At 72.4% G+C, this 13,006-nt stretch carries 10 protein-coding genes and 1 riboswitch; of the genes, 2 read left to right on the forward strand and 8 right to left on the reverse strand.

The features are described 5' to 3' along the window. Positions 1-132: riboswitch (cobalamin riboswitch) on the reverse strand. A 264-nt stretch (positions 133-396) separates the two neighbouring features. Together ACFWIC_RS22035 and ACFWIC_RS22040 are read left to right on the forward strand one after the other, a co-directional pair. Beyond that, positions 397-1,512: an alpha/beta hydrolase gene (locus tag ACFWIC_RS22035; protein ID WP_329949568.1), complete on the forward strand. Its 1,116-nt coding sequence runs from the start codon at positions 397-399 to the stop codon at positions 1,510-1,512. Positions 1,513-1,936: 424 nt separating this feature from the next. Beyond that, entirely contained in the window at positions 1,937-3,262 is a 1,326-nt protein-coding gene (locus tag ACFWIC_RS22040) for a hypothetical protein (RefSeq protein WP_380519828.1), read from the forward strand. 96 nt (positions 3,263-3,358) lie between these two features. Here ACFWIC_RS22040 and ACFWIC_RS22045 read toward each other — a convergent pair whose 3' ends face one another. The 8 genes from ACFWIC_RS22045 to ACFWIC_RS22080 all read right to left on the reverse strand — a co-directional run bounded on the left by ACFWIC_RS22045 (position 3,359) and on the right by ACFWIC_RS22080 (position 12,965). Continuing rightward, positions 3,359-4,237 carry a CDP-alcohol phosphatidyltransferase family protein gene (locus tag ACFWIC_RS22045; protein ID WP_380353877.1) on the reverse strand — a complete coding sequence of 293 codons (879 nt, stop codon included), beginning with the start codon at positions 4,235-4,237 and terminating at the stop codon, positions 3,359-3,361. Beyond that, complete coding sequence (locus ACFWIC_RS22050) at positions 4,224-4,916, reverse strand: phosphatidylserine decarboxylase (protein ID WP_329883399.1); 693 nt, start codon at positions 4,914-4,916, stop codon at positions 4,224-4,226. Before ACFWIC_RS22050 ends, ACFWIC_RS22045 begins: the two co-directional genes overlap by 14 nt. A gap of 467 nt (positions 4,917-5,383) precedes the next feature. Continuing rightward, the gene (locus tag ACFWIC_RS22055; RefSeq protein WP_329883400.1) at positions 5,384-6,586 is read right to left on the reverse strand and encodes an acyl-CoA dehydrogenase family protein; all 1,203 of its coding nucleotides are present in this window, start codon (positions 6,584-6,586) and stop codon (positions 5,384-5,386) included. A gap of 146 nt (positions 6,587-6,732) precedes the next feature. After that, positions 6,733-7,236: a MaoC family dehydratase gene (locus tag ACFWIC_RS22060; protein WP_329883401.1), complete on the reverse strand. Its 504-nt coding sequence runs from the start codon at positions 7,234-7,236 to the stop codon at positions 6,733-6,735. Positions 7,237-7,258: 22 nt separating this feature from the next. After that, a complete protein-coding gene (locus ACFWIC_RS22065; protein WP_329949570.1) occupies positions 7,259-8,230 on the reverse strand; it encodes a CoA ester lyase in 972 nt (323 codons plus the stop codon). A 25-nt stretch (positions 8,231-8,255) separates the two neighbouring features. Beyond that, entirely contained in the window at positions 8,256-10,343 is a 2,088-nt protein-coding gene (locus ACFWIC_RS22070) for a protein meaA (protein ID WP_380519829.1), read from the reverse strand. Then, positions 10,343-11,680: a crotonyl-CoA carboxylase/reductase gene (gene ccrA / locus ACFWIC_RS22075; protein WP_329949572.1), complete on the reverse strand. Its 1,338-nt coding sequence runs from the start codon at positions 11,678-11,680 to the stop codon at positions 10,343-10,345. The genes ACFWIC_RS22070 and ccrA overlap by 1 nt, the downstream gene beginning before the upstream one ends. A 376-nt stretch (positions 11,681-12,056) precedes the next feature. Then, positions 12,057-12,965, reverse strand: a complete 909-nt coding sequence (locus ACFWIC_RS22080; RefSeq protein WP_329949573.1) for a TetR family transcriptional regulator — start codon at positions 12,963-12,965, stop codon at positions 12,057-12,059. Between the last annotated feature and the right edge of the window lie 41 nt (positions 12,966-13,006).

Here is a 13,006-nt window from a genome sequence, read left to right on the forward strand (position 1 = left end):
GAGTCTCCTGGCTTCCGGGTCGGACGCACGCCCGGGCCTTCCAGCGGCTTCTGACGGCTCGCCGTGGCATTGTCCGGACGTGCTCCCCGGTGACAGTGGCGGGACCGCGCCGGACTCGCACCGGCTTCCTCTGCTTGCCTCCGTATGGCTGAAGGATCCCATCACGCCCCCGAACCGGGAGTCAACCGAGGTCACGGAGCGTTCGGTCACACCGCCGGTCCTCGCGCGGCCCCCGCGCCGGCCCCGCGCGGGCCCGCCCCGGAGGCTCTCGCCCCGGTGTGACGTTGCTCCCGATCTGACACGGACGGCCGTGTCCTACTGGCCACCGGCCGCCGCCGCTAGTGGACTGGGGCCAGAACACCCTCCGGCACCGGGACTTAACTGCGGGGAGCGAGTATGCGTTGGGGAATCGCGGCCACCGTGGCCGCCGCCGCCGTCGGTACGGGGGCGGCCGTGCTGGTGATCGGCCGGCGGGCGTCCGAGCGGATGGTCCACCCGGCCGTCGCGGCCCGGGCGAGGTCCGGCCCGGTGCAGGTCCTGACCCTCGGCGCGGGGCGGGTCGGCTTCACCCGCGGCCCGGAGAGCGAACGCCCCGGCCGCTGGGCCGTGGAGTGGGGAGAGGACGGGCACGCGGTCGTCGGCGAGGTCCTGCACAGCGACGGGAAGGGCGTCACCCGCCGCCTGCTCCGGGCGGACCGGGGCACCCTCACGCCCGGTACCGAGGTCCGCTTCACCCCCCGGGTCCATCTCGGGGACCCGACGACCGCGCTCGGGATCCCGTTCACCGAGACCGCCGTCGAGGGCGAGCTGGGTGCGCTGCCCGCCTGGCGGCTGGACGGCGCGCGGGGCACCTGGGTGATCCTGGTGCACGGCCCCGGCGCCGACCGCTCCCAGGCTCTCCCGGTGCTCCCGCTGCTCCGGCGGCTGGCCCTGCCGGTGCTCGCCGTCAGCTACCGGGGCGACGCGGGTGCGCCGGCCTCCCCGGACGGCCTCGGCCACTTCGGCGAGACCGAGTGGCGCGACGTCGAGGCGGCGATCCGGCGCGCGCTGGACAGCGGCGCCGGCAAGGTCGTCCTCTACGGCTGGTCGCTCGGCGCCACCACGGCCCTGCAGGCCGCCGCCCGCTCCGGCTGGGCAGGCTCGATCAGCAGCCTGATCCTGGACTCGCCGGTGCTGGACTGGCCGGCCGGCGCGCGGCGCGGTGCGGCCCGGGCCGGCTACCGGGGCGTGGCCGCCGAACTGGGCGCGCTCGCCGCCGAGGGACGCACCGGCCTGGATCTGGCCGACTTCGCGCGCCTCGCCGACGGCACCGACCTGCGGGTCCCCACCCTGGTGCTGCACGGCCCGGACGACCCGGTGGCCCCGTTCCGCGCGGCCGAGCGCCTCGCCGGGAGGCGCCCGGACGTGGTCAACCTCCAGGCCTTTCCCGGCGGTGACCACGCCGCACTCTGGAACACCGACCCGGAGCGCTACGAGGAGACCCTCCGCCGTTGGCTCACGCCCTTCCTCTGAGCGCGCCCGGCCCGGTCCACCCGGCCGCGGCGGCTCCCCGGTCGCCGCGGCCGCTTCCCCTCTCCCTTTCCTCCCCGCTTTCCCTTCCCTCCCTCCCCGGTCACGAGTGGCATGGACCCGCCACTAAGATCAAGCCAGTCGGTTTGGCCTCTGTTGCCCGATCTTGTGGAGGCCCCGCGCCCGCCGCCCGGCCCGCGCGTGCAACCGGATGTGACAGATGGCCGGTACAAGGGGAAGACTGCTCGACGTGACGTCTCGGAACCCGCGCGACCGTGATGCCCCGCTCCCGCCGACGATCGGTACCGGTGCGACGGTGACCCGTCTCCCCGGAACTGCCCACCGCCCCGCCGGCGCCAGGCCGGGGACCTCCGGCGTACCCCGCCGACGAGGCCCGGCCCCCGCACCCGGCCGCGGCCGGGTCCCCGTGCCGGAGGGCTTCCCCGCACCCGCCGAACTCGCCCCGCTGGCCCGCCGCATGCTGGTCGACGCCGTCCGGATCGCCCGTTGGGCCGGCGACCTCGACGAGGTCGACAAGCGCGGCGAGCTGCTCCCCGACGACGCCCGGGCCGCCGGCCGCGCCCTCGCCATGACGGTGGGCGCCGCGGCCAAGGCCTGGGGCCAGGCGCTGCTGGTCGGCCTGGTCGAGGCCAGGGACGGCGGCGCCGTCCCCGGCTGGCGCCTGCACGCCTGGGAGCACGACGACGAGGCGGTGGTCCGCGGCTGGTCGGCACTGTTCGACGCCTGGACCCTGCTCGCCCCGGTCCCGCCCGCCGCCCTGCGCGGCGTCTTCGCGGTGCTCGCCGGGCAGGCCGTCGACCAGGCCCCGCAACTGCTCTCCTTCCTGCACCTGGTGGACGGCCCGGTCGCCGACATGGAGCTGCTGGAGCTGCTCCGGCGCGGTCTGGACGAGCGCCGGGTCGGCGGTGGCGAGAGCACCTTCGGCCTCTCGCCCGTCCCGCACGCGGCCTCGGCGATCTCCGCGGTCCGCGGCACCTGCCGCGAGCCGCAGATCGACACCCCGGCCTCGCCCGCCGACGTGGCGGCCGTCCTCGACTGGATGCTGGACGGCCTCGCCGCCGTCGGCGCACTGGTCCGCCGGGACAACGCCGCCGACCTGTCGCCGCTCGGACACTGGGCGGTGCGGGCCAAGCTGGAGGAGATCTGCACCGTCGCGCAGACCGCCGCCGGCCACATCGAGCAGAGCGCGCCGGAACTGCTGAGCGCCTGCGCCGACTACTCGCCGGGCCCGGCCCGCGCCGAGTACCGCGCCTGGCTGGCGGCCCGCCCGGCCGACCGGGCGGTGGCCGAGCTGCTGGAGGCGGCGCAGGGCGAGGACGCGCTGGTCCGCGGCCTGGCCTTCGAGGCGCTCCGGGTCGCCGGCTCCACCGCCGAGCAGGCCGTCCGGGCCGCCGTCGACGAGCCGGTGCTGCGCCCGTACGCGCTCCTCTGGCTCGCCGAGCGCTCGGACGAGGGGGTCTCGCCGGCCGACGTGCTGGGGGCGGAGGACGCCGCCTGGCTCTGGGTGGACACCGCCGCCGCCGTGCTGGACCACGGGGAGACGGAGCTGCTGGTCGGCCACGTCGAGGGCGCTTCGGCCGGTGACCCGGTGCGACTGTTCGCCCGGGCCCGGCAGTCCGGACACCCGCGGGCGGCCTCGGTGCTGACCGCCGTCTCCGGCGTCCACCCGGACCCGGCGGTGGCCCGCGCGGCGCGCCGTTCGGCCTTCAGCGTCCACCGCGGCGGCGCCTGAGCGGTCCGCCCGGGATCCCCCGGCGCGGCGCACGACATGACGAAGGGCCCGGATCCCTGGGGGATCCGGGCCCTTCGTCATGCGTCTCGTCGGTCGTCAGCCGATCCGGGACTCCGCGCGGCGTGCCCGCACGTCCCCGACCTTCTGGCCCACCTTGCGGCGGATGACCAGCAGCGGGGCCATCGCGGCCAGCGCGATCTGGCCGAACGCGCCGATGTGCAGCAGGTAGTCGCCGCCCTTCAGGCCGGTCGCCCAAGCCGCCAGGCAGCCGATGGAGAGCACGATCCAGCAGAGCGTCGCGGTGGCCAGCAGCCCCTGCGGCTTCGGGTACTCGATCCGGCTGACCATCAGGTACGCCACGCCGAAGATGGCGAGCAGACCGGGCAGGAACGGCGGGTCGAGCAGCACGATGGCGATCACCGTCATCGCACCCATCGGGCAGGGCATGCCCTGGAACACCCCGGGTCGCATCTTCACGGCGGAGAAGCGGGCGAGCCGCAGCACCACCGCGAGCAGCACGGTCAGCGCGATCAGCGCCGAGAGCCGGCTGTTGGAGCCCGGCGAGACCATGCCCCAGACGGCGACGAAGTAGGCCGGCGCGATGCCGAAGCTGATCAGGTCGGCCAGGTTGTCGAGTTCCGCCCCGAGGGCGGAGGAGCGCAGCTTGCGCGCCACCAGCCCGTCGAAGAGGTCGCACATCGAGCCGATCAGCAGCAGCGTCACCGCGGTGGCGGCACTGTGCTTGTCCGGCGCGGCGCCCGGGTTGGTGATGTGCGGGACGAGCACCCCGGTGGTGATCGAGTAGATCGCCAGGAAGCCGCAGACGGCGTTCCCCAGGGTCAGGAAGTCGGCGGTGGAGAGGTGCTGCGGCGAACGCGGAGCACGCAGCTCGCGGTCGCGTGCCCAGCGGCGGCGGCGCAGCGCCGTCTCCTCGTCGTCCAGGCCGACGATCGTTTCAGGATCAGTCACGGTCAAGGCGCGTCACCCCGGCTGTGGTCTTCTGGCCGACCTCGACGCCGACCTCGACGCCGGCCGGCAGGTAGGTGTCGACCCGGGAGCCGAAGCGGATCAGACCGATCCGCTCGCCCTGCTCGACCTTGGTACCGGCGTCGACGTACGGCACGATGCGACGGGCCACGGCCCCCGCGATCTGCACCATCTCGATGTCGCCGAGCTCGGTGTCGAAGTGCCAGACGACCCGCTCGTTCTGGTCGCTGTCCTTGTTGAAGGCGGGGACGAAGCCGCCGGGCACGTGCTCCACGGAGGTCACCGTGCCGGGCAGCGGTGCGCGGTTGACGTGGACGTTGAGCGGGCTCATGAAGATCGCGACGCGGGTGCGGCCGTCCGGCCACGCGTCGATGCTCTGAACCACGCCGTCGGCGGGGGAGATCACTCTGCCCGTGCCGATCTCACGCTCGGGGTCGCGGAAGAACCACAGCATGCCGGCGCCGAGCGCGCAGGCGGGCACCGCCGCCAGGGCCCACGTGCCGTTGCGCCGGGTGAGGGCGGTGGTCACGGCGGCCGTGGCGAGGGTGGGGACGAACCAGGGGGTGGCTCCGCGCGCGATGGTCACGCGGGGTCGCCGACCGGCCGCCGGAGCTGCGAGGGCATCGCGGTCCGTGACGGAGGTGTGAGGGGACGGGCTGATGGGCATCGAAAACCTTTGTCGCGGGGGATCATGGCCGCTGGACGGGGGCCACCGCGGGATCGGGTAATAGAGGGACGTCTGCTGTCCCGGTGGATGCTATCGGGAGCACACGGTGGGTGGGCAACCCGCCTGCTCGTTCATGTGTCCTGCTGGAGGCGCCGGTGCGCCTCTGTGTATACGACCGTAGCTCGCCCCCGTCCGGTTCCCAAGGGACCGGGCAGAGCTGGTGACACTTGTCTCAGCAGAGTGTCCGGCAGGGCATGCCGGAGCGGCCCCGGGGCGCGTGACGGCAGTCGTACGCCCCGGGGCCGCTCCGAGGGCCGTGCCGGGCCCGGGCGGACCAGGCGCGGGACCGGTGCACGGCCCGGTGCCGGGACGGGCCCGCACGCCCGTCGACCGGCCGTCCTCGGACCGTCCGCCCGGCGTGCCGCAGGTCACGCGGCACGGGTCGGGTACGACGGAACGGGTCGGGTTCACTCCGCGATGCGGTACTCCTCCAGCAGCCGGCGCCCGACGATCATCTTCTGGATCTCCGCAGTACCTTCACCGATCAGCAGCATCGGGGCCTCCCGGTAGAGCCGCTCGATCTCGTACTCCTTGGAGAAGCCGTAGCCGCCGTGGATGCGGAAGGAGTCCTCGACGACCTCCTTGCAGTACTCGGAGGCGAGGTACTTGGCCATGCCGGCCTCCAGGTCGTTCCGCTCGCCGCCGTCCTTCTTGCGGGCGGCCATCACCATCATCTGGTGCGCGGCCTCGACCTTGGTGGCCATCTCGGCGAGCTTGAACTGGATCGCCTGGTGCTCGGCGATCTTCTTGCCGAAGGTGCTCCGCTGCTGGGCGTAGGCGATGCCCAGCTCGAAGGCGCGCCGCGCGACGCCGCAGCCGCGCGCGGCCACGTTGACCCGGCCGACCTCGACGCCGTCCATCATCTGGTAGAAGCCCTTGCCCGGGACGCCGCCGAGGACCCGGTCGGCCGGGATCCGGACGTCCTGGAGGACCAGCTCGGTGGTGTCGACGCCCTTGTAGCCCATCTTCTCGATCTTCCCGGGCACCGTGAGGCCGGGGACGGTCGGGTTCGGGCCGAATCCCGCCGTCTTCTCGATCAGGAAGGTGGTCATGTTCCGGTACGGGGTGGAGCCGCCCTCGTCGGTCTTGCAGAGCACCGCGACCAGGGTGGACGTGCCGCCGTTGGTCAGCCACATCTTCTGGCCGTTGAGGACGTAGAAGTCGCCGTCCCGGACGCCCTTGGTGGAGATCGCGGCGACGTCGGAGCCGAGGCCCGGCTCGGACATCGAGAAGGCGCCGCGGATCTCGCCGGCCGCCATCTTCGGCAGGAAGTAGTCCTTCTGCTCCTGGGTGCCGTGCGCGTTGATCATGTGCGCCACGATGAAGTGCGTGTTGACGATGCCGGACACCGACATCCAGCCGCGGGCGATCTCCTCGACCACCAGGGCGTAGGTGAGCAGCGACTCCCCGAGGCCGCCGTACTCCTCGGGGATGGTCAGGCCGAAGAGCCCGAGCTGCTTCATGCCCTCGACGATCGCGGTCGGGTACTCGTCCTTGTGCTCCAGCTCGGTCGCGACCGGGATGATCTCCTTGTCGACGAACTCGCGCACGGTGGCGAGGATGTCCCGCTGGATCTCGGTGAGGCCGTCGGTCTGTGCGAGGCGTCCCATCGTGCGGCTCCTGTCATGCCTGAAGAAGAAGAGGGTGGGGGTACGGGGGCTCCGCGGGCGTGACTTCCGCGGAGCCCCCGTGTACCGGGTGGGGCCACGGCCGATGACGGCGGCCGGCCCGTCCGGGGTCCTTGGGCGGGCCGTGCTCAGGCCGACGGGGTGGGGCGGCCGGGCTGCTCCCCGCCGCGCGCGGTGGTGTAGGTCGCGGTCGGGACCATCACCTTGCGGCGGAAGAGGCAGACGACCGTGCCGTCCTGCTTGTAGCCCTTGGTCTCGACGTACACGATGCCGCGGTCGTCCTTGGACTTGGACGGCCACTTGTCGAGCACGGTGGTCTCGCCGTAGATCGTGTCGCCGTGGAAGGTCGGCGCGACGTGCCGCAGCGACTCGATCTCCAGGTTGGCGATCGCCTTGCCGGAGACGTCCGGGACGGACATGCCGAGCAGCAGCGAGTAGACGTAGTTGCCCACCACGACGTTCCGGCCGAAGTCGGTGGTGTGCTCGGCGTAGTGGGCGTCCAGGTGGAGCGGGTGGTGGTTCATGGTGAGGAGGCAGAAGAGGTGGTCGTCGTACTCGGTGACCGTCTTGCCGGGCCAGTGCTTGTAGACCGCGCCGACCTCGAACTCCTCGTAGGTGCGTCCGAACTGCATGATCGATGGTTCCTTACCGGTCTCAGGCCTGCGGGGGCTCGAACTTGGAGGTGCGGCGGAAGCCCGCGGCCCGGCCCTTGCCGGCGATGACCAGCGCCATCTTGCGGCTGGCCTCGTCGATCATCTCGTCGCCGAGCATCGCCGAACCCTTGGCGCCGCCCGCCTCGGAGGTGCACCAGTCGTAGGCGTCGAGGATCAGCTCGGCGTGGTCGTAGTCCTCCTGGGAGGGCGAGAAGAGCTCGTTGGCGGCGGCGACCTGGTCCGGGTGGAGCACCCACTTGCCGTCGAAGCCGAGGGCGGCGGCGCGGCCGGCCACCTCGCGGTAGCCCTCCTGGTTGCGGATCTGGAGGTACGGGCCGTCGATCGCCTGGAGGTCGTTGGCGCGTGCGGCCATCAGGATGCGCATCAGGATGTAGTGGTAGGCGTCGGCCGGGTAGCCGGGCGGCTGCTCGCCGACCACCAGGGACTTCATGTTGATCGAGGCCATGAAGTCGGCCGGGCCGAAGATGATGGTCTCCAGCCGGGGCGAGGACTCGGCGATCGCGTCGACGTTGATCAGGCCCTTGGCGTTCTCGATCTGCGCCTCGATGCCGATCCTGCCGACCTCGAAGCCCATGGTCTTCTCGATCTGGGTGAGCAGCAGGTCGAGCGCCCTGACCTGCTCGGCGTCCTGGACCTTCGGCAGCATGATGCAGTCGAGGTTGGGGCCGGCGCCCTCGACCACGGTGATCACGTCGCGGTAGGTCCAGTGGGTGGTCCAGTCGTTGACCCGGACGACCTTGGTCTTCGTGCCCCAGTCGCCGTTGTTCAGGGCGTCGACGATGGTGTGCCGGGCGCTCTCCTTGACCAGCGGGGCGCAGGCGTCCTCCAGGTCGAGGAAGACCTGGTCGGCGTCGAGGCCCTGGGCCTTCTCCAGGAACCGCGGGTTGGAGCCGGGCACGGCCAGGCAGGAGCGGCGGGGGCGCAGACGGTGGGGGGCGGCGGGAGTGCTCATGAGGGGTGGTCGGTTCCTTCCGGGGTCAGCTGCTGGACGCGGCGGTGCAGGACGTCCAGGGCTGGAGCCTGTTGGCCAGCCGGATCTCGTCCACGATCCGGCCGATGATGGTCGTGATGCCGAAGTCCTTCGGGGTGAACACGGCGGCGATGCCGGCGGCCTTGAGGGCCTCGCCGTCCGCTGCCGGGATGATGCCACCCACGATCACCGGGACATCCTCCACCCCGGCCCGGCGGAGCCGGTGCAGGACGTCGGGCACCAGCTCGGAATGGGCACCGGAGAGGATCGACAGGCCCACGCAGTGCACGTCCTCGGCGACGGCCGCCGAGACGATCTGCTCCGGGGTGAGCCGGATGCCCTGGTAGACCACCTCGAACCCGGCGTCGCGGGCCCGGACGGCGATCTGCTCGGCGCCGTTGGAGTGCCCGTCCAGGCCGGGCTTGCCGACCAGCAGGCGCAGCTTTCCGGCGCCCAGCTCGGCGGCGGTCGCGGCGACCGCCTCCCGGACCGCGGCCAGTTCGCCGCCGGGTTCGGCGGTCACCGCGACCGGCGCGCCGCCGACGCCGGTGGGGGCGCGGTACTCGCCGAAGACCTCGCGCAGGGCGAACGCCCACTCGCCGGTGGTGACCCCGGCGCGGGCACAGACCAGGGTGGCCGGCATCAGGTTGTCGCCGGTGGCGGCGACGGTCTTGAGGTCCTCCAGGGCCCGCAGTGCCGCGGGCTCGTCGCGCTGCCCGCGCCAGGCCTCCAGGGCGTTGAGCACGGACTGCTCGGAGGCCGGGTCGACGACCATGATCGCGGTGTCGAGGTCGGCCGTGAGCGGGCTCTCCTCGGTCGTGTCGAAGCAGTTCACCCCGATGATCCGGTCCTCGCCGGACTCGATCCGGGCCCGGCGGGCGGCGTGCGAGGCGACCAGGTTGGACTTGAGGTAGCCGGACTCGACGGCCGGGATGACCCCGCCCATCTCCAGCACCTTGGCGATCTCGGCCTCGGCGCCGGCCAGCAGGTCGGCGGTCTTGGCCTCGATCACCTCGGAGCCGTTGAAGATGTCCCCGTACTCCAGCAGGTCGGACTCGTAGGCGAGCACCTGCTGGATCCGCAGCGACCACTGCTGGTCCCAGGGGCGGGGCAGGCCGAGCGCCTCGTTCCAGGCGGGCAGCTGGACGGCGCGGGCGCGGGCGTCCTTGGAGAGCGTGACGGCGAGCATCTCCAGCACGATCCGCTGGACGTTGTTCTCCGGCTGGGCCTCGGTCAGGCCGAGCGAGTTGACCTGGACGCCGTAGCGGAACCGACGCTGCTTGGCGTCCTCGATGCCGTACCGCTCCCGGGTGACCTTCTCCCAGAGCCGGCCGAAGGCGCGCATCTTGCACATCTCCTCGACGAACCGCACGCCGGCGTTCACGAAGAAGGAGATCCGGGCGACCACCTCGCCCATCCGCTCGGCCGGCACCTGGCCGGAGTCGCGGACGGCGTCCAGCACCTCGATCGCCGTGCACATCGCGTAGGCGATCTCCTGGACGGGGGTGGCCCCGGCCTCCTGGAGGTGGTAGCTGCAGATGTTGATCGGGTTCCACTTCGGGATGTTCCCGACGGTGTAGGCGATCATGTCGGTGATCAGGCGCACCGACGGCCCGGGCGGGAAGACGTGCGTCCCGCGCGACAGGTACTCCTTGACGATGTCGTTCTGGGTGGTGCCGGTGAGCTTGGCGATGTCGGCGCCCTGCTCCTCGGCGACCACCTGGTAGAGCGCCAACAGCCACATCGCGGTGGCGTTGATCGTCATCGAGGTGTTGGTCTGTTCGAGCGGGATCCCGTCGAACAGGGCCCGCATGTCGCCGACGTGACCCACCGGCACGCCGACCCGGCCGACCTCGCCGCGGGCGAGGATGTGGTCGGAGTCGTAGCCGGTCTGGGTCGGCAGGTCGAAGGCGACGGAGAGGCCGGTCTGCCCCTTGGCGAGGTTCTTCCGGTAGAGCGCGTTGGAGTCGCTCGCGGTCGAGTGGCCGGCGTACGTGCGCATCAGCCACGGCCGGTCGCGCGGCACGCGCCCGCCCGCCGCCGCCGTCGGCGCGCCCTCCGGCCCGCCCGCTGGCCCGCCCGCCCGGGCAGTCATCAGACGTTCCTGAAGCGGTTGATGGCCGGCAGGTGCTTCTCGCGCAGTTCGGCGTCGCGCACGCCCAGGCCCTCCTGCGGGGCCAGGCAGAGCACGCCGACCTTGCCCTGGTGCTTGTTCTGGTGGACGTCCAGCGCGGCCTGGCCGGTCTGGTCGAGCGAGTACACCTTGGAGACCGTCGGGTGGATCTTGCCCTTGGCCACCAGGCGGTTGGCCTCCCAGGCCTCCCGGTAGTTGGCGAAGTGCGAGCCGACGATCCGCTTGAGCGACATCCACAGGTAGCGGTTGTCGTACTGGTGCATGAAGCCGGAGGTGGAGGCGCAGGTGACGATGGTGCCGCCCTTGCGGGTGACGTACACCGAGGCGCCGAAGGTCTCGCGGCCCGGGTGCTCGAAGACGATGTCGACGTCCTCGCCGCCGGTCAGCTCGCGGATCCGCCCGCCCAGGCGCTTCCACTCGCGCGGGTCCTGGGTCTGCTCGTCCTTCCAGAACCGGTAGCCCTCGGCGGAGCGGTCGATGATCGCCTCGGCGCCCATCGCCCGGCAGATCTCGGCCTTCTGGTCGCTGGAGACCACGCAGATCGGGGTGGCGCCGCCGGCCAGGGCGTACTGGGTGGCGTACGAGCCGAGGCCGCCGCTGGCGCCCCAGATCAGCACGTTGTCGCCCTGCTTCATGCCCGCGCCGTTCCGCGAGACCAGCTGGCGGTAGGCGGTGGAGTTGACCAGGCCGGGGGAGGCGGCCTCCTCCCAGGTCAGGTGGGCCGGCTTGGGCATCAGCTGGTTGGTCTTCACCAGCGCCAGCTGGGCCAGGCCGCCGAAGTTGGTCTCGAAGCCCCAGATCCGCTGCTCCGGGTCCATCATCGTGTCGTTGTGGCCGTCGGAGGACTCCAGCTCGACCGAGAGGCAGTGCGCGACGACCTCGTCGCCGGGCTTCCAGGCGTTGACCCCGGCACCGGTGCGCAGCACCACCCCGGCGAGGTCCGAACCGAGCACGTGGTACGGCAGGTCGTGGCGCTTGGTGAGCGGCGAGAGCCGGCCGTAGCGCTCCAGGAAGCCGAAGGTGGAGACCGGCTCGAAGATCGAGCTCCACACCGTGTTGTAGTTCACGGCGCTCGCCATGACGGCGACCAGGGCCTCGCCCGGGCCCAGCTCGGGCAGCGCGACGTCGTCGAGGTGGAGTGACGTGCGAGGGTCCTTGTCGCGGCTGTCGAGGCCCGCGAACATCTGCTCCTCGTCCTTGTGGAGCGTCACCGCTCGGTAGGACTCCGGCAGCGCCAGGGCGGCGAAGTCCGCCGGGGTGCTGTCGGGGCTGAGGATCGCGTCGAGGATTTCCTTCATGGCTGCCTCCGAAGGCGTACCTGTGTGAGGGCACAGGGCGTCTGGGGGAGCCGGGCGCGGACACCGGCTTCGCTGGGTTGGGTGGTGGGTGGAACGTGGCTGGCGGGCCGGCCTGCGGGCCTGGCCTTCAGGGCGTCGTTCCCGGGGTGTGGGAACGCCGGTACGACGGCGCGCCGAGGTGGGGAGCCGCGGCGCCGCGACTGGTTGGTAACAAGGTAGTGGCACCCTGTGCCACGCGTAAAGACACCGGGTGTCACGAATTTCCGGCGCGCCGCACCGGCGTTCACGTGTCACTCGGCGGGCATGGGGGAGGGCCCGTACCGACATGTCGGTACGGGCCCTCAATTACCTCGTTGACCTGCGAAAACTATCGGCCTCAGGCCCGCCGGGCGCCTTCCAGGGCGGCTCTGATCGAGTCCACCACCACCTCCAGCGGGGCGTCGGTGCGGGCCACTGTGATGAGGACCTCACCGCCGGGGCTGGCACTCAGTGCGCTGGCGACGGCCGCCTCCGACCCCACCCCGCTGGCACCGGGTGCCACCAGGGCCCCGCGCCGGCGCGCGCCCGGCGCGTTGGATGCCCAGAAGGTCCGCCGGGTCACCTCGAACGAGTGGTCCAGCTGCGCCTCCACGTCGCCCCGGCCGCCGGCCCTCAGCCAGCGCCGCAACACGTGGTTGTGGGCCGCGACGACGGCCGCCGCCGACACCTCGGCCAGCATCGAGTCGTCCTCGCCGCCGCGCTGCCAGCCCGCCGGGATCTCCTCGCCGGGGTCGAACCGACCCAGCAGGTACCGGGTGAACAGCCGCTCGTACCGCGCCACCACCGCGATCTCCCGCTCGCGCAGCGCGGGCACCTGACGGATCAACTGGTACCGGGCCACCGAGACCGCGGGGGTGGAGGCGTACATCCGCAGCACCTCCTTGATGCCCCGGCAGACCACGTCCAGCGGGTGCTCCTCGGGCTCGGCGCTGGCCAGCAGGTCGGCCACCCGGACCAGGGTGTCGTCGTGGTCCGGGAAGATCGCCTCCTCCTTGGACCGGAAGTAGCGGAAGAAGGTCCGCCGGGCCACCCCGGCCGCCGCCGCGATCTGGTCGACGGTGGTCTCCTCGTAGCCCTGCGAGGCGAACAGCTCCATGGCGGCGGTGGCCAGGTCCTGGCGCATCTGCTGCCGCTGCGCCGCCGCCCGGCGGCTGCCCGGGCCCCCTTCCTGCCCCACCGGGCCGGCCGCCCGGGCGTCGCGCGGGAGGACGGACTGCTGCGGGGAGACTGCCTGAACCCGATCCATGGCCGGAACGCTACACGTCCCGGGGGCCGGGGCAGGGGGCC

The sequence above is a fragment of the Kitasatospora sp. NPDC127035 genome (assembly GCF_042726075.1).
Taxonomy (GTDB): domain Bacteria; phylum Actinomycetota; class Actinomycetes; order Streptomycetales; family Streptomycetaceae; genus Kitasatospora.